This window comes from Paraburkholderia sp. GW821-FHT02A12 (assembly GCF_059422005.1).
Genome location: NZ_JBWKWA010000001.1, coordinates 96,963 through 113,047, shown reverse-complemented (window position 1 = coordinate 113,047; position 16,085 = coordinate 96,963). Strand labels below are relative to the sequence as shown.

Here is a 16,085-nt window from a genome sequence, read left to right as displayed (position 1 = left end):
GGTCAGTGGCGCACGATCAGTTGCACGTCGATCGTCTCGGTCTGCGCATCGCGCTCCGGGTGATCGATACGCCGCTTCAGCAGACCGACGGCGGCATCCGCCAGCTCGCGCGTCGATTGCCGGACCGTGGTGAGCTGGTAGCCGAGCCAGCTGGCCTGGGGAATGTCGTCGAAGCCCGCGATGTGCAGTTTCCGGAACCGCGCGGCGCTCAGCTTCTGCCGGAGATGGTCGATCAGTCCGAGCGCAAGGTAATCGTTGGTACAGAACACGCCATCCGGCAGAGCCTCGGCCTCGAGCAGTTCGCGTGCCGCCATGCCGCCGCCCTGGTAGTGATGCCGAGGCACGTGGACCCGCGAGGTCCGCATGCCCAGCGCCGCGGCCTGCTTCACGAACAGCCGCTCACGCGTCTGGATGCTGTAGGAACCATCTTCCGCGGCAACAACCGCAACATGCCGGCAGTCGGCCTGACGGAAGAAATCCGCGAGCAGCGAGATACCCTTCGCGTTGTCGCACAACACGCGGTCGACCATGGGAGGCTGATCCGCCTTGTTGATCAGAACCACCGGCATCTCGTGGCGAATGCACCTCCGGTAGATCTCGGCGGGCGGTGTGTCGGACGTGATGATGACGCCCGATACTGCATAGCGCATCAGCATGTCGATCACCTGCGCACTGTCGCGGCCTTCCGCGGTCGGGATCAGCAACGGGCGGAACTGCTGCTCGAGCAGTGCCTCGCTGAGGTCCTTCAGTTGCTGGGCGCGAAACGGGTTGTCGATATCGGCCACCACCAGGCCAACCAGATCGGACCGCTGCATGTTCAGGCCACGCGCGAGATGATTCACGTGATAGCCGAGCCTATCCGCCGCCTTGAGCACCTTCCGCCGCGTTTCCTCCGACACGTAGCCGCTATTGGAAAAGGTCCGCGACACCGCGGAACGGGAAACCCCCGCCGCTTCCGCCACTTCCTGGGCTGTTACCTGTTTAAGCATCCGTATTCGTACCCGTATTCGTGTCTGCGGTCCGGCCCGCTTCGCTCTGCAGCCAGGCTGCATAGGCGCGGCTGAACACGAACGGATCGTCAATATTCACCATATCGGGCTTCAGCGCAATCAGCGTCCAGGCATCGTCGGGGACTTCCGAGAAGAAGCGCACCATGATCCGTGCGCCCGCCGCACGCGCACGTGCGAATTCCGACAGATCGTCGATACGGTAATCGTATTCGATGACATACGGCTTTCCGGCTGCCAGCAGCGCGTCGAGACTCGTGAAATCCTGGCGGCGGCGCATCGTGCGCGCCTGCGGATAACCCGCCTGGATCCGGTCGATCACGGCGCTGTCTTCGCACCAGAAAAAGCAGTACGTCCATGCATCGTGCGCCGCCACTTCTTCCATGACCCGGCGCACATCCGCCGCCTTGATTTCGACGAAGAGTCCGCCACGGTGCTTCGCAAGGGAGAGGTAATCGCCGAGCGTGCTCACGACCTCGCCCGCATAACGTGCATGGAACCACGAACCCGCGTCGCAGTGCGCCAGTTCTTCCTGCGTGCGGTTGGCCACCGGGCCGTCAAGGTTCGTCGTGCGTGCGAGCGTGTCGTCATGGATCACGACCAGCTTCCCGTCCGAACTCGTGCGCACATCGAGCTCAACCCGCTGCGCGCCCATCCGGTACGCGAGTGCCGCACCGGCGAGCGTGTTCTCGGGCGCAACGGTATTTGCGCCGCGATGGCAGACGATCTCGATCGGATTGTCCTTGCTCGGGCGGTACCCACTGATCATTTCCGGCAGATCGCTGCAGATCGCCAGGATCGGCAATTTGCGGAGCGCGGCAATCTCGCGCTCACGCTCTTCGTGCCAGGCGACGATCGGCAGGTCGCGCCTGCCCGCCTCGGCCATCAGTTCGTCCGTCAGCAGTTCGTGCGGCGCATCCGACGCGCGCTCCCAGCACAGGTGGATCATATCGGCCCCTGCGGCTTCCGCCAGCGCAAACGGATCCGCCCCGACCGGCACCAGCACCGACAGCGGATACGGGCATGCCGCCTCGGCCAGCTCGGCCACCTGCGCGATATCGAATGAGCCGAGCACGGCACGGTCGAACCGCATGGCCTCGAGCAGTGCGACGACCTTGGGCCCGCTGCCCTTCGCCTTCAGTTCGACATACAGGCCGCAACCGGTACGCTGCGCAAGCTCGATCACTTCGCGCACGCTCGGTACGGGCTCGCCGTTATTCAGCTTGTATTTGCGCAGTTCGTCGAATGTGAATTGCGCGATTTCGACATCAACGCCCGCATGCTTGAGCAGATTGGCGTCATGACTCACCACGCAGATGCCATCGGCAGTGAGATGGACATCGATCTCCCACATGTCGGCGTTCAGGTGCGCGGCGAGCGCGAAGGCTTCGAGCGTATTCTCGAGTCGGTGGCCACTTGCGCCACGATGGGCGACACAGAGCGGCTCTGGGCGAGCCAGCGCGGCGATGGCCGGGCGGACGTGTTCACGCGACATGCAGACGGTCTCCGAGTGCATCGAAAAACAGGATGTCGTTCGCTTCGATATGCCACTGCACTGCTTCACCCGCCTTCAGCACCGGCCCGCCGGATTGCAGCGTGCGAATGATGTCGCCATTGGCCAGTTGCAGGTCGTACAGGATCTCGCGCCCCTGATGCTCGACAAAACTCACGGTCGCGGGATTCCCGCCCTCGGATACGAGCGTCACGTGCTCGGGACGCAACCCGGCACGCGCGGGACCCTGCGCCACCGCGCGCGTTCCGCCAAGCGCGATCCGCGCGCCGCCGCTCACGAACTGCTGCGCATCCACACTGCCGCCGATAAACGAGATCGGCGGATTGCCGAGAAAGCCGGCCACGAATTCGGTGCGCGGATTGCGATACATGTGTACCGGCGTATCGACCTGCACGATCCGGCCATGCTGCATGATTGCGATGCGATCGCACATGCTCATCGCCTCGACCTGGTCGTGCGTAACGAGAATCGCAGTGATGCCCGATTCCCGCTGGATGCGGCGGATCTCCGCGCGCATGGCCATGCGCAGGCTCGCGTCGAGGTTGGCGAGTGGTTCGTCCATCAGCAGCACATCCGGACGGCGGATAATCGCCCGCGCGAGCGACACGCGCTGCTGCTGGCCGCCCGACAGTTCGGCGGGCTTGCGGTGCAGCAGCGAGTCGATCCGCACGAGTGCAGCGATCTCGGCCACCTTGCGTTTGATCTCGCGGGGCGGTTCGCCGCGCACCTTTAGCGGAAAGCCGACGTTCTGCTCGACAGTCATGTGCGGATACAGCGCATAGGACTGGAAGGTCACGCCCACATTGCGTGTCTGCGGTGGTTCCTGCGTCACATCGCGTCCGCCGATCAGGATCTGCCCCTCGTCGGCGCGATGGATGCCGCTGACCGCGAACAGCGTGGTGGACTTGCCGCAACCCGACGGGCCGAGCAGCGCGATCATCTCGCCCTGCGCGATATCGACGTTGAGATTGTCGATGACGAGGGTTTCGCCAAAGCGCTTGGTGAGATTGAGAATCCGGATTCCGCTCATCCCTTGTTCCCCCCGCTATACATGTTCATCAGTTGCTTCTGGAATACGATGAAGAGAATCATGACCGGCGCAGCATAGAACAGTCCCACTGCCTTGAAGGTGGCCATGTCGTAGTTGTTGTCGTCAGCGATCAGGCCGGCGAGATAGACGGACAGCACCTGGACATGATTGCCCGGCGCCAGCACCTGCGGCAGCAGATACTCGCTCCAACCTGCCAGGAACGAGAATATCGCGAGCGGCAGCAGCGCCGGCCGCACCAGCGGCAGTACGATCTCACGCCAGACGCGGAAACGGCTTGCCCCATCCTGGATGGCGGCCATTTCGATTTCCCAGGGTACGTTGTCGTAGAAACCCTTGAGGATCCAGATGCCGAACGGCAGTTCGAGCGAAGCCTTGCAGAGAATCACGCCCGGCAGCGTGTCATAGAGGCCGATGTACTGCAGGATCAGAAACGTCGCGATCAACAGCGTGACGGTCGGAAACGCATGCAGCACCATCACGCCGCCAAGGAAGAAGCCACGCAACGGGATATCCATGCGCGACAGCGTGTAGGCTGCCGCCGACGAGATAACGACCACCAGCAAGGTGGTTGTGCTCGCAAACAGCAACGTGTTCAGCGTGACCGTCCAGATGTTTGGACGGCCCGGCAGGTCCTGCCACAGGAAATGCCAGTGCGCGAGCGTGAACGCGTGCGGCAGCCACTCGCCCGCACGCGTGTCGGTGAACGTATCGACCAGCAGGTACACGTACATCAGCACGAGCGGCACACTCGCCAAACCAAGCAGAATGGTGACCACAGGCAGCAGCACGTTCGATGGTTTATTGCTCATCGTCGGCTCCTAGATTTCAATGCGTGGCCGAACCACGAGCTTCGTGAAGCCGAACAACTTCAGATAGAGGCAGGACAGCACCAGGCCGATGCCGACCAGCACCATCGCGAGTGCTGCGCCATAGCCGTACTGCAGGTTGCCCGCATAGTTGTGCAGCGCGACGTGGAAGGCGCTCAGCGCCCAGACTTCGGTCGAGCCGCCGGGACCGCCGTCGGTCGCGAGCAGAATATATTCAAACGAGGTCAGCAGCGACAACGTCTGGTAGCACGTGACAAACAGCAGCGGCCAGCGCAATTGCGGCAACACGATATAGCGGATCTGCTGCCAGCGGCTCGCACCGTCCACGTCGCTCGCCCAGAAATGGCTCTTGGGAATGGCGGCCAGTGCCGATGAAAAGATCAGCATGCCCATCGAGGCACCCACCACACCATTGATCAGGAACACGAATATCCAGGCATTCGTGGCGGAATCGAGCATCCAGTTGCGCGCGGGTACGCCGAAAGCCGACATCACCATCGAGATGAAACCGGTGTCCCAGGCCAGCCACTTCCACAGCAGCACATACAGCACAGAAGGCGTGATGCGCGGCAACAGCCAGATCGCGCGCAGACCGCCCGACAGCCGGGCCGGCATGTAGTGCGTTGCAAGCGCGAGCACGAGCGCAAAGCCGATATTGAACAGGCTGAGCGTACCGAACACGTAGAACAGCGTGTTGCCGAGCACTTTCCAGGTGCCGGGCGAAGACACCATCCGCGCATAGTTGCCGACCGTCACGGTCCAGCCCGTATAGCTGGCCTTGACCACAGCCTGCTGCTGTTCGGGCGTCAGGGATCGCCCAGCGGCGGACACCGCAGCGAGCAGGCCGCCAGCACTGTCGTACTTGCCGTTGCCCGCTGACTGCAGGAACGCGTCAGCATCGCGCTTGAGCACGAACACCTCATCCGGCCGCCCCGGAAGCACGCGCAACGCGGACACGAGATCGTCACGCTGCCCGTAGCTGCGGCCCATGAGTTGTGCGGCAATCGCCTCGACAAAAGCACTGGGCGCACCATTGGCGTTGAGTCTATCGATGCCGTGCGCATCGACCCTGTATCCGGCCTGCCCAAGACGGGTGGCCAGGTCAGGTTGGTTGAACTCATTCGATAGGCGGGACAGGGCCACGGGGGTCAACTGGTACGTCCCGCGGCCAATCCCGGTGGCCGTGCTCATGTCCGTCATAGAGAACACGGCTGTCATCACGACCGGCAGCAGGAAGAAGAGCGACAAGAGAACCAGGGCCGGCGCGAGCATCGCCGGCCCCAGGGTGCGCGACCGATTTAGCACGCTCATTACCGGACTTCGACCTTGCTGGCGAAGCTGCTGGCGCGCACTTCCTTCTCGGCGTCGGCAGCGGCTTCTTCCGGCGACTTCGTGCCCGTCCATGCGGCCTCGAGACCCTTCCAGTAGATGTTCCACAGATTGCCGAGGTCACTGTCGTTCGGCATCGCATACGCATACGGCAACAGTCGCTCCGTGGCTTCGGCGGACCAGCGGTCGGCGCGGTAGGCTTCGACGTTATTCTCCGCCGGGCTGATGCCGAGGTGCGCCGACTTGAGCGCATGCAGCGCATTGATGCGCGGCTCGGAAGCGATTTCGATCAGCTTGGCTTCGATCGCCTTCTGCTTGTCGCTGCCCTGTTTCGTGATCAGATACACGAGCGGGTGCGTGAGGGTATTCGCCTTGCCGGTCTTGTCGCCTGCCGGGATCATCGAGTAGTCGACGTTACCGAAGAAATCCTTCAGGCCCTCCTTGCCCGTGTAGCGCACATAATGCCAGGTGCCGCCCTGCCAGAACACCGCCTTGCCGGCCGCCACTTCGTGATACCACTGGTCCCACGGCGTGCCGATCATGTTCTTGCGAGTTACGCCCATCTTCACTGCGTCAGCAAAGAACTGATAGGTCTTGCGGATCGCCTGCTTGTCGAACACGAGCTTGCCGGTCTTCGGATTCTGCATCTGGCCGCCGAAGCTCACGTAGTACTGCCAGTAGTCAGGGCCGGCCGACGGACGCGGATAGAAACCGTAGCCCGGCGCAACGAGGCCCTTGTCCTGCGCCTTCTTCGCATCGGCGAGCATGTCGTAGAGCGTGTATTCGCCTGACTTGATCTTGCCCGGCAGCGCATCGATCTGCTTGTCGCTATAGCCGATCGCGCGCAGGCTGCTCCTCCACATGAACATCGTGCGGGCTTCCGCGTCCTGCGGCACGCCATACAGCTTGCCGTTGTACGAGGCAACCTTCATCAGGTTCGGGTAGATGCCCTTGATCGACGGGGCCGAGGTCTCCAGGTAATCCTCGATCGGCACGATGATGCCCGACTGTGACCACGGTGCGATGTCTTCATGGCCAGTCACCACAATGTTCGGTGCGTTGCCCGATTCGGCCGACAGCGTGACTGCCTGCTTGAAGCTGTCCCAGTCGGAATAGCTGCGCTTTTCCACCGTGATCTTCAGATGCTCGCCCTTCGCGACGGCCTGCTTCATCAGCACGTCGGCGGCCATTTCGATCGCGTCGGTACGATAGCTGTCGTTCGGGCCCGAGCCGCCGGCCACCACCGAGATCGTGTAGTCCGCAGCCAGTGCGTGGCCTGCGAAAGCCAGCGCGGCAACCATCAGGCTGCACCTGAAAATCCGCTTCGTCGATTTGCTCATTTCCCTGCCCCTTCAACCATGTTCGAGATCACCCCGGCACATTCGGCATCGCCCCGGACCGATGTGCACACGTGTGCATGCCCGGCATTATTCTGGCGTTCCGTGAAAGATTTGTGATGGGCGGTCAGGTTTTTTCCGTCAGCTCCGAAGCACCTGGGCGACGTCCCGGCAGGTATGACTGTTGACGAGCGATCACGCGACTGTCGCAACAGCGTGTTCCCGAATTAGGAAAATCCTTCACATCGCTTCCGGTGAATGCTCAGAAATTCCCTAGTTTTCGCGCTATTTCCCGAAGATTCAATGTCATGAGGAATGCGACTCATCCGAGATTTCTGCGCCACTGTCACACACGCTTCATCGATTGACGTAAGACTGCGAACCGTTTCGAATCTGGATCGCCTGAAGGCACCGTGTCGACAGGTCGCAGAAAGGGGGCAAACGGCCCCCAATTTTTCGAGTTGTTGTGCACACGTGTTCAGTTTTGATTGAAGAAGGCCCGAAAGGATGAGGAACAATCGTTCTTTTTGCCATTTTTTCCGGCCCGAGACTGCACACGTGTGCACATCACGCACATACGGGGAACGAGCCACTGGGGCGCGGCCGCATCAACGGCTGCACTCCACGGATTTTCCTTCATGAACGACAGAGGGAATTTGGAGTTAATGGAACAATGAAAAAGTCATGCTTCGCACTGCTCGCGCTCGGTACGTTCGGCGCCGCCGCATATGCTCAGAGCAGCGTCACGCTGTACGGTGTGGTTGACGCCGGACTCGGCTACACGAGCGGCCAACGCGTCGTCGTCGCGCCCGGCAAGGCCGGTCGCCCGACCAGCTATCAGAACAAGCCGTTCTACGGCTTCGCAAGCGGTACGTGGTCCGGTCCTCGCTGGGGCCTGAAGGGCAGCGAGGATCTCGGCAGCGGTCTGTCGGCGATCTTCCAGATCGAAAGCGGTTTCAACATCGGCAACGGTCAGAGCTGGTCGGGCGACCGTCTATTCGGCCGCCAGGCCTACATGGGCCTGTCGAGCAAGCAGTACGGTACCCTCACGCTCGGCCGCCAGTACGACCCGATCGTGATGTACGTGGCCTCGATCGGTCCGGGTTCGTTCACGACCGGCGTGACCGCTCACCCGGGCGATCTCGACAACGAAGACAACCAGTCGCGTGTCAACAACACGATTCTGTATCGCACCCCGACCTGGAACGGCATGCAGTTCGGTGCTATGTACGGCTTCGGCAATCAGCCGGGCAGCGTGAAGGCCCGCAACATGTGGAGCGTGGGCGGTAACTACGAGTACGGCCCGTTCGCCGTCGGCGTGGCCTACCTCAATGCGACCAACAACAACACCCTGCCGAATACCGGCACATGGGACAGTTCGTATGACGGCTCGTTCGGTTCGTCGGTGACCGAGGGTTTCGCCAGCACCAGGGACTTGCAGATCATCGCTACCGCGGCTACGTACAAGGTCGGCAATGCACGCTTCGGTGTGAACTACGGCAACACGCAATACACGCCGGACGGTGGTTCCCTGTTCAAGCACAAGGAGACGTTCAATGCAGTGGGCGTGAATGCCGAATACAACGTCACGCCTTTCACGCGCGTCGCATTGGGCTACAACTACGCACGCGGCACCAGGATCGACGGCGCATCGGCACCGGCGTACCACACTGTCGGCGCGGGCGCGTTCTACTCGATGTCGAAGGCGACCCAGTTCTACCTGATCGGCGGCTACACGCACGCCGCCGGCAAGACGCTCGACCGCTACGGCAATCTGGTCGATGCGACAGCGACGATCGGCGACTTCACGAGCAGCACGCCATCGGCCACGCCGACGCAGACCGTCGTTCGTGTCGGCATGCGTCACTCGTTCTAAGCAAAACGGAAGCCGGTTCCCGCGACCGGACCATCAGGCAATCCGGCGCGGCCGCGCACTCGCGCGCCCGCGCCGCTCTCATTCGTGCAACATGGCCCTGCTTTTCAAACTTCTGACCCAGCCAATCGGCTATATCGCCGCGACCTGCACCACGGCCTCGTTCGTGCCGCAGGTGATACTGACCTGGCGCACCAAGTCCGCCGAAGGCGTGTCGTTCGGTATGTATGCGGTGTTCGTCACCGGCATCGCGCTCTGGCTCACCTATGGCACGCTGACCGGCAACTGGCCGGTGATCGTGGCCAACGCCGTCACGCTTGCGCTCGCGGCATGCATTCTCGCGATGAAGCTGCGCTATGACTGAAGCCACGCGGCCGTTACGCGGATGCTTTTGCGAGCTCGGCCCACTGTAACCATCAACGCAATGTCCCCCAGCGCCCGGTAGCGTCGCCCCTCCAAAGCAATTTCCTTCAATACACCCCACCCCGCAGCCCGATACCGTTGGCCGTCGCAAATCCTGCGCACCCACGTATCGAGGCATCAGATGACCGTCTTACTTTCCATGGCCGCCTTTGCGTTGGCCTCGTCGATTTCTCCCGGCCCCGTGAATGTCGTCGCGCTCAGCGCCGGCGCGCAGCACGGACTCGCCGCGAGCATGCGGCACGTCACCGGCGCAACCGTCGGCTTCACGCTGCTGCTTCTGCTCATCGGCCTCGGCCTGCACGAGTTGCTCGCCCACTTCCCCAATCTGATCACCGTCGTCCAGTGGGCCGGGGTCGGGTTTCTGCTTTACATGGCCTACAAACTCGCCATCGATAACGGCCAGCTCGGCGCCGACAAGCCCGCCCGAGGCCCATCCTTTGCCTACGGCGCCGCCATGCAATGGCTGAATCCGAAGGCATGGCTCGCGTCTCTCGCCGGCATGGGCGCCTACGCAGCCGACGGCGACGGCAGGCTCGTCTGGCAATTCACCGTCGTGTACTTCGTGATTTGCTATCTGTCGATTGCGAGTTGGGCGTATGCCGGCACGTTTCTGCGCCGATATTTGCAGGAACCGAAACGCGTGCGTCTATTTAATCGCGTGATGGCGGGTTTGCTGGCCGCTAGCGCCCTGTACCTCGTCATCGCGTGACACACGCGTCACCACGGCACGTGCGTCGCCATCCGTGACGCTTACTTCAACTGCGATACTGCCCCGGCGTCGCCGCAACCAGCCGCTTGAAGGTCCGCTGCAAATGCGCCTGGTCGGCGAAACCGGCATCGAGCGCGACGTCGGCGATCAGACGACCTCGTCTGAGCTGCGCGCGGCTGTACTGAATGCGCCGATTGATCAGATACGCGTGCGGCGTCATGCCGTAGCGCTGCTTGAACGCGCGGATCAGATGCGATGAGGAAAGATCCGCCGCCTTGCAGACGTCCGCGAGCTTCAGTGGACGAGTGCAGTTTTCGGCGATGAATTCAGCGGCACGCGTCAGTTGGCGGCTGGCGTCGTGATCCGGCAAGGGTGCCGGATTGAGGCTCTGCTGTACTTCAGAAAAGAACGTGACCGCAGCGCTTTCCTTGCGCATGGAATCGGCATTGCCGTCGACGAGAATCGCGTACAAACGGTTCAACCCGTCAAACAAAGCTGGCGCCGCCGACATCGTTTGCGAGAAAGCGCGGAACGCGTGGTTGTCGCTGAAACCCAAGTCGTGTTGCAGACCAGTTAGCCACGCAACATCGACATGCAGCATCCGATACGACCAGCGTTCGTCGGCAACCGGATTACATGCATGCACGTCGTCCGGGTTCATCAAGACGACGGCGCCGGCCCCAACCCACTCGCTCGCGCTGCGGTTCACGTACACGCTGCGCCCACCGGTCACGGCGCCGATCGAAAACGTTTCGTGCGAGTGTTTGGCGTAGCAAAGCTCGCGGCCATCTTCGATCGAGCGGGCTTCGAGAAACGGCAACGCCTCGTCGCGCCAGAACTGAGGCTGCGCGCCGCTTCGCGCGAAAACCGCTTGCTGCTTTGCATCACTCATTGCGCGTCTCCCGATTATTCACGTGACCCTGACCTCGGCCGCTGCGCCGCATGCATTGACTAGCCACTGCCGCAGCCTTGTCACGAGAGAATAGCCGGGAATCTCCTTCGTCGCCTGCCGAAAAGAACGGCTGTGGATATCCGGCGAGTTCGGCGAGACGCGCGACGTAATGGGGCGTGGTTCGCGGAACCACGCCCCATTACATTACTTCGGCGTCACATCAATATTCCCCAGATACTTCGCCGCCAGCGTCTTCACCGTGCCGTCGGCCTGTACCTTCGCGATCGCCGCGTTCAGCTGATCGCGCAGTGCGGTGTCGCCTTTGCGAATGCCATACGCGATGCCGCTGCCGAGAATCCTGTCGTCACGCACCGGCTGGCCGACAAACGCGAAGTCCTTGCCGTTAGGCTGCGACAGAAAACCCGCCTGCCCCGCCGGCGCCAGAACGAGCGTCGCATCGAGACGGCCCGCGACGAGATCCGTATAGACCTGGTTCTGGTCCTGATACGGCACAACAGAGACGCCCGCTGCTTCCCAATGCGCCTTCGCGAAGGTTTCCTGAATCGACGCCTGCAACACGCCGACACGCTTGCCCTTCAACGCTTCAGGGGTCGGCAGCAGCCCACTGTCGCGCTTCGCGATCAGTTGCGTCGGCACGCGATACACGACGGTGGTGAAATCGATCGCCTGACGGCGCTGCTCGGTCGCGTTCATCGCCGAATTGATGGCGTCGAACTTGCGGCCCTGCAACGCGGGAATCAAACCGTCGAACGACGTTTCGACCCATTTGCATGTCATATGCGCAGCGGCGCAGACGGCCTTGCCGACATCGATGTCGAGGCCTTGCAGCTCACCGTTCGGCCCTTTCGATTCGAACGGCGGATACTGCGCTTCGAGTCCGAAACGCAGCGTCGACGTATCGGCAGCGACGGCGGCCGACGACGACGCCACCGAGGCAAATGCACAAGCCAGCGCGAGTAGAGGTTTGAGCAACTTCATAGCAGGTCCCTTTCCCTTCGATTGTGTTGTGGCGCGAGCATGCATCGCGCTACTACGCCAAGGCGCGACGATCATACTGCGGCCAATAAAGCCGCTGGCTCGTGCCGCGTTCATCAGATTGCGCACAAACGCCGCGCGCCTTCGATCAGCGTCGCGTCGTCCTTCGAGAAGCTCAGGCGGATCAAACCGGAATCCGTGCCGTCGGTATAAAACGCCGACAACGGAATCGTAGCGACACGCGCGTCGCGAATCAGGCGCAGCACGAAGTCGCTGTCGCTTTCAGCGGAAAAGCCGCGAAAACGCGCGAGCATGAAGAAGCTGCCCTCACTCGGCAGCAACTCGAAGCGCGACTCGCGCAGCGCATGCGCGAGCAGATCGCGCTTCTTCTGATAGAACGCGGACAGGCCGAGGTAGCTCTCGCGATTGGCCAAAGCGTCGACGAACGCGTATTGCATCGGCGTATCGGCGGAAAACACCATGAATTGATGGACCTTGCGGATCTCGTCCATCAGCGCGGCGGGCGCGAGGCAATAGCCGACACGCCAACCGGTCACGTGATACGACTTGCCGAACGACGACACGACCACGCTGCGTTCCGCCAGTTCGGCGTCGCAAGCCATGCTTTGATGTCTGGCGCCGTCGAACACCACATGTTCGTAGACTTCGTCGGCGAGAATCACGATATCGGTGTTGCGCGTGATGGCCTTCAGCCGGGCGACGTCGGTCTCGCTGAATACGGTCGCGGTCGGATTGTGCGGCGTGTTGATGATGATCATGCGCGTCTTCGGCGTGATCGCGGCGGCGACCTCGTCCCAGTCCACGCGGAAATCGTCGAGCGACAGCTTGATCGCGATCGGCCTGGCGCCTTGCAGGCGCACGATCGGTCCGTAGCTGTCGAACGAGGGCTCGAAGTAGATCACTTCGTCGCCGGGATGCACCAGCGCGCTGATCGTCGCGTACAGGCCTTCGCTGGCGCTGGCGATCACGGTCACTTCGCTGGCCGGGTCGTAACGTACGCCGTATAACGTCTCGACCTTGTCGGCGAGCGCTTCGCGCAGCGCGCCGATGCCGGCCATCGGGGCATACTGGTTATGGCCGGCGCGCATCGCTTGCGCGACACCGTCGACCAGCTTCGCATCCGGCGCGAAATTCGGCGCGCCTTGCGACAGGTTCAATGCTTCGTATTGCGCGGCCAATTGACCGATCACGGTAAAAATCGTCGTGCCTACATCAGGCAGTTTCGAGCGGGCTTGCAAGGCGCTCTGCATAAGGCGTTCTCCCTTTCTCCATCCGGCAGCGAATTGGCGGACGGCCAACTGCGCGGCGGTCCCATCCGGTTCGATGATTAGGCACCAGCCAAAGAACCGTCACAATCGAAACTTTGTCATGCGCGGCATGCGTTTACGTCATGACTGCCGCAATGCCGCGCCGGAGCAGGTGAAGCCAATGAAATCGGGACTTTGAGGGAAGAAATGAGGCCGCGGGAAGAATGCGGAAAACGGCAGAGGTATGACGTAATGTGATGAACCCGAACGGCTGCGACCGGGTGAGCGCAGCCGTTCCAGGCGGATTTACTCGTCCATCATGCGGACTTTGACCTTCTTGCCCTTCACCTTGCCGGCGCTGAGCTTGCGCACCGCGTCGCGCGCGATGCTGCGCTCCACCGCCACATAGGTCGACATTTCCGTCACGTTGATCTTGCCGATCTGCGAACCGGCGAAACCCGCTTCGCCGGTCAGCGCGCCGAGCACGTCGCCGGGACGGATCTTCTCCTTGCGGCCGCCGAGAATCTGCAGCGTTTCCATCGGCGGCAGCAGCGGCTCGTTGCTGGCGGGTTTCAGATCCGCAAGCTTGTGCCACTCGACGTCGCGCTTTTGCGCCTGTTCGAGACTGCCCACGCGGCCCATCTCGTTCATGCTCGCAAGGCTCAGCGCCCAGCCTTCCTGATCAGCCCGGCCCGTGCGGCCGATGCGGTGCACGTGCACTTCCGGGTCCGGCGTCACGTCGACGTTGATCACCGCTTCGAGTTGCGCGATGTCCAGGCCGCGCGCGGCGACGTCGGTGGCGACCAGCACCGAGCAGCTACGGTTCGCGAACTGGATCAGCACCTGATCGCGTTCACGCTGATCGAGTTCGCCATGCAGCGCCAGCGCATGAAAACCTTGCGCGCGCAGCACATCGAGCAGATCGCGGCACTGCTGCTTGGTATTGCAAAACGCCAGCGTGCTTACCGGGCGATAGTGATTCAGCAACATACCGACCGCATGCAGACGCTCATCCTCGGTTACTTCATAGAAGCGCTGACGGATCTTGGTGTTGTCGTGACGCTCGGCGAGCTTTACTTCCTTCGGATTACGCAGGAATTGCTGGCTGAGTTTGACGATGCCTTCGGGGTACGTCGCGGAGAACAGCAGCGTTTGCCGTTCTTTCGGACATTGCTTCACGACTGTGGCGATATCGTCGAAGAAACCCATGTCGAGCATGCGGTCGGCTTCGTCGAGCACCAGCGTGTTCAGCGCCTGCAACGGCAGGCTGCCGCGCTCGAGGTGATCCATGATCCGGCCCGGCGTGCCGACCACGATGTGCGCACCGTGCTCGAGGCTGGCCGTCTGCGGACGCATCGGCGTGCCGCCGCACAGCGTGAGCACTTTGATGTTTTCTTCAGCGCGCGCGAGGCGGCGGATTTCCTGCGTGACCTGGTCGGCGAGTTCGCGCGTAGGGCACAGCACCATCGCCTGCACGGCGAAGTTGCGTGCGTCGAGGCGCGCGAGCAGCGCAAGCGAAAACGCCGCGGTCTTGCCGCTGCCGGTTTTCGCCTGGGCAATCAGATCGTGGCCGGCCAGCGCGATCGGCAAACCGGCGGCCTGGATCGGCGTCATCTCGACGTAGCCGAGCTGCGTCAGATTGGCGAGCGTCGCGGGCGGCAAGGGCAGCTCGCTGAACGGCGCGCCGGCGGTGGTGGGACTGTTCATATCGATAATGGCTCGCTGTCGGCTAAGGGCTGAAGGTCAGGGTCTAAACGGCCATGGGGCCAGGAGAAGGACGACCTTCGATCTGCTCGTAAAGCACCGAACCGTCGTCCCCGTCGAAGCGCTCGACATAATTGCGCGCGCCGCACATCGGACAACGGAACAGGAGCCCCTGCCCCTCGTTCTTGATGACGACGTCCGACTGCTCCCACTGCGCGCCGCAGGACTGGTTTCTACAGGTAAACACGATGATTCTCCAACTGGATTCGATGGTTTGTTGGCTGGGCCGTACGAGCGGCCCAGCCGTGAATTGCGGTCACTAATGTGGTCACTGCGGTGCTCACTACGGTGGTCACTGCAGCGGTCAACGATGCCATCACAACTGCGGTGGCTAAGGACGAAGCGCTTTAACCCAGATGCGTATGCCGGGCACGCGCCGCGCTCACGTCCATATCGGTGAGGCCCTGAACGATGCCGCAGTCTTCGACCGCCTGTTCGCCGGGGCATTGCTCGCGCAGTGTGGCCAGTTGCACTTTCAGTTGCTTCAGTTCGTCGATGCGCGTGTCGACATGCGCGATGTGCTCGTCGATTAATGCATCGATGGCGCCGCAGCCGTCCCCCGGGGCGTCGGTCAGACGCAGTAACGCACGGATTTCGTCGTGGGTCATGTCGAGCGCACGGCAATTGCGGATGAAACGCAGCCGCTCGACGTGCTTCGCCGTATAGCTGCGGTAATTCGCCTCGGTGCGCTCCGTTTCGGGCAACAGGCCCTCTTTCTCGTAGAAACGGATCGTTTCGGTCGTGCAATGGGCGATTTTCGCCAGTTCGCCGATTTTCATGGCGCCTCCGGATTGCGGCCTTGACCTTGTAGTGGCTTCAAGGTGTTTACTAGACCACAAATCGAACCAGGAAGCCACCATGCCACACGCCAGCCATGCCGAAGCCGAACGCCACGAACACGGCGAAGCCTGTGCCCACGGACATAAAGCGCATGCTCATGAGCACGATCACGGGCACGATCACGGTCACAGCCGTGGCGAAACCTGCGATCACGGCCGCGAAACGCACGTTCAGGAGCACGGACACGCGCATAGCCACGCCGACGCCGCCTGTTGCGGGGGCGGAGACGGGGGCGCGTTGCCATTACCGGGCGGGC

At 62.1% G+C, this 16,085-nt stretch carries 16 protein-coding genes; 3 read left to right on the top strand and 13 right to left on the bottom strand.

The genetic code is table 11. The features are described 5' to 3' along the window. Positions 1-2: 2 nt before the first annotated feature. From AC07WT_RS00505 to AC07WT_RS00480, 6 genes are read right to left on the bottom strand one after another with little or no spacing between them, the layout of a single operon-like run. Entirely contained in the window at positions 3-989 is a 987-nt protein-coding gene (locus AC07WT_RS00505; RefSeq protein WP_494945676.1) for a LacI family DNA-binding transcriptional regulator, read from the bottom strand. Beyond that, on the bottom strand, positions 982-2,502 hold the full coding sequence (locus AC07WT_RS00500) for a glycerophosphodiester phosphodiesterase family protein (protein ID WP_494945675.1): 1,521 nt from the start codon (positions 2,500-2,502) through the stop codon (positions 982-984). Before AC07WT_RS00500 ends, AC07WT_RS00505 begins: the two co-directional genes overlap by 8 nt. Continuing rightward, positions 2,492-3,550, bottom strand: a complete 1,059-nt coding sequence (locus AC07WT_RS00495; protein ID WP_492590681.1) for an ABC transporter ATP-binding protein — start codon at positions 3,548-3,550, stop codon at positions 2,492-2,494. The genes AC07WT_RS00500 and AC07WT_RS00495 overlap by 11 nt, the downstream gene beginning before the upstream one ends. Beyond that, positions 3,547-4,380 carry a carbohydrate ABC transporter permease gene (locus AC07WT_RS00490; RefSeq protein ID WP_494945674.1) on the bottom strand — a complete coding sequence of 278 codons (834 nt, stop codon included), beginning with the start codon at positions 4,378-4,380 and terminating at the stop codon, positions 3,547-3,549. The genes AC07WT_RS00495 and AC07WT_RS00490 overlap by 4 nt, the downstream gene beginning before the upstream one ends. A 9-nt stretch (positions 4,381-4,389) precedes the next feature. Beyond that, positions 4,390-5,709, bottom strand: coding sequence for a carbohydrate ABC transporter permease (locus AC07WT_RS00485; RefSeq protein ID WP_494945673.1), 1,320 nt, complete (start codon positions 5,707-5,709; stop codon positions 4,390-4,392). After that, positions 5,709-7,067, bottom strand: a complete 1,359-nt coding sequence (locus tag AC07WT_RS00480; protein ID WP_492590684.1) for an ABC transporter substrate-binding protein — start codon at positions 7,065-7,067, stop codon at positions 5,709-5,711. The genes AC07WT_RS00485 and AC07WT_RS00480 overlap by 1 nt, the downstream gene beginning before the upstream one ends. 670 nt (positions 7,068-7,737) lie before the next feature. On the opposite strand from AC07WT_RS00480, the gene AC07WT_RS00475 reads away from it, so the two are divergent. The 3 genes from AC07WT_RS00475 (at position 7,738) to AC07WT_RS00465 (ending at position 10,069) form a co-directional block, all read left to right on the top strand. Beyond that, positions 7,738-8,940, top strand: a complete 1,203-nt coding sequence (locus AC07WT_RS00475; protein WP_494945672.1) for a porin — start codon at positions 7,738-7,740, stop codon at positions 8,938-8,940. A 91-nt stretch (positions 8,941-9,031) separates the two neighbouring features. Next, complete coding sequence (locus AC07WT_RS00470) at positions 9,032-9,301, top strand: SemiSWEET transporter (protein WP_494945671.1); 270 nt, start codon at positions 9,032-9,034, stop codon at positions 9,299-9,301. 180 nt (positions 9,302-9,481) lie between these two features. Beyond that, positions 9,482-10,069, top strand: coding sequence for a LysE family translocator (locus tag AC07WT_RS00465; RefSeq protein WP_492590687.1), 588 nt, complete (start codon positions 9,482-9,484; stop codon positions 10,067-10,069). Between the two features lie 46 nt (positions 10,070-10,115). Here the strand turns inward: AC07WT_RS00465 and AC07WT_RS00460 are convergent, their stop codons facing one another. The 7 genes from AC07WT_RS00460 to AC07WT_RS00430 form a co-directional block, all read right to left on the bottom strand. After that, positions 10,116-10,961, bottom strand: a complete 846-nt coding sequence (locus tag AC07WT_RS00460; RefSeq protein ID WP_494945670.1) for an AraC family transcriptional regulator — start codon at positions 10,959-10,961, stop codon at positions 10,116-10,118. Positions 10,962-11,165: 204 nt separating this feature from the next. Further along, positions 11,166-11,960, bottom strand: coding sequence for an ABC transporter substrate-binding protein (locus AC07WT_RS00455; RefSeq protein ID WP_494945669.1), 795 nt, complete (start codon positions 11,958-11,960; stop codon positions 11,166-11,168). 113 nt (positions 11,961-12,073) lie between these two features. Continuing rightward, entirely contained in the window at positions 12,074-13,228 is a 1,155-nt protein-coding gene (locus tag AC07WT_RS00450; protein ID WP_494945668.1) for a pyridoxal phosphate-dependent aminotransferase, read from the bottom strand. Positions 13,229-13,531: 303 nt separating this feature from the next. After that, the gene (dbpA, locus tag AC07WT_RS00445) at positions 13,532-14,932 is read right to left on the bottom strand and encodes an ATP-dependent RNA helicase DbpA (protein ID WP_494945667.1); all 1,401 of its coding nucleotides are present in this window, start codon (positions 14,930-14,932) and stop codon (positions 13,532-13,534) included. Positions 14,933-14,975: 43 nt separating this feature from the next. Next, positions 14,976-15,176, bottom strand: a complete 201-nt coding sequence (locus AC07WT_RS00440; RefSeq protein WP_492590692.1) for a hypothetical protein — start codon at positions 15,174-15,176, stop codon at positions 14,976-14,978. A gap of 160 nt (positions 15,177-15,336) precedes the next feature. Continuing rightward, a complete protein-coding gene (gene cadR / locus AC07WT_RS00435; RefSeq protein ID WP_494945666.1) occupies positions 15,337-15,768 on the bottom strand; it encodes a Cd(II)/Pb(II)-responsive transcriptional regulator in 432 nt (143 codons plus the stop codon). 49 nt (positions 15,769-15,817) lie between these two features. Further along, positions 15,818-16,027, bottom strand: a complete 210-nt coding sequence (locus AC07WT_RS00430) for a hypothetical protein (RefSeq protein WP_494948457.1) — start codon at positions 16,025-16,027, stop codon at positions 15,818-15,820. Positions 16,028-16,085: the final 58 nt, after the last annotated feature.

Bases quoted from the DNA above. Each gene is read 5' to 3' on its own strand.
- cadR (WP_494945666.1), bottom strand. From the start codon at position 15,768: ATGAAAATCGGCGAACTGGCGAAAATCGCCCATTGCACGACCGAAACG.
- AC07WT_RS00460 (WP_494945670.1), bottom strand. From the start codon at position 10,961: ATGAGTGATGCAAAGCAGCAAGCGGTTTTCGCGCGAAGCGGCGCGCAG.
- AC07WT_RS00450 (WP_494945668.1), bottom strand. From the start codon at position 13,228: ATGCAGAGCGCCTTGCAAGCCCGCTCGAAACTGCCTGATGTAGGCACG.
- AC07WT_RS00485 (WP_494945673.1), bottom strand. From the start codon at position 5,709: ATGAGCGTGCTAAATCGGTCGCGCACCCTGGGGCCGGCGATGCTCGCG.
- AC07WT_RS00480 (WP_492590684.1), bottom strand. From the start codon at position 7,067: ATGAGCAAATCGACGAAGCGGATTTTCAGGTGCAGCCTGATGGTTGCC.
- AC07WT_RS00490 (WP_494945674.1), bottom strand. From the start codon at position 4,380: ATGAGCAATAAACCATCGAACGTGCTGCTGCCTGTGGTCACCATTCTG.
- AC07WT_RS00505 (WP_494945676.1), bottom strand. From the start codon at position 989: ATGCTTAAACAGGTAACAGCCCAGGAAGTGGCGGAAGCGGCGGGGGTT.
- AC07WT_RS00470 (WP_494945671.1), top strand. From the start codon at position 9,032: ATGGCCCTGCTTTTCAAACTTCTGACCCAGCCAATCGGCTATATCGCC.
- AC07WT_RS00455 (WP_494945669.1), bottom strand. From the start codon at position 11,960: ATGAAGTTGCTCAAACCTCTACTCGCGCTGGCTTGTGCATTTGCCTCG.
- AC07WT_RS00465 (WP_492590687.1), top strand. From the start codon at position 9,482: ATGACCGTCTTACTTTCCATGGCCGCCTTTGCGTTGGCCTCGTCGATT.
- AC07WT_RS00500 (WP_494945675.1), bottom strand. From the start codon at position 2,502: ATGTCGCGTGAACACGTCCGCCCGGCCATCGCCGCGCTGGCTCGCCCA.
- dbpA (WP_494945667.1), bottom strand. From the start codon at position 14,932: ATGAACAGTCCCACCACCGCCGGCGCGCCGTTCAGCGAGCTGCCCTTG.
- AC07WT_RS00475 (WP_494945672.1), top strand. From the start codon at position 7,738: ATGAAAAAGTCATGCTTCGCACTGCTCGCGCTCGGTACGTTCGGCGCC.
- AC07WT_RS00495 (WP_492590681.1), bottom strand. From the start codon at position 3,550: ATGAGCGGAATCCGGATTCTCAATCTCACCAAGCGCTTTGGCGAAACC.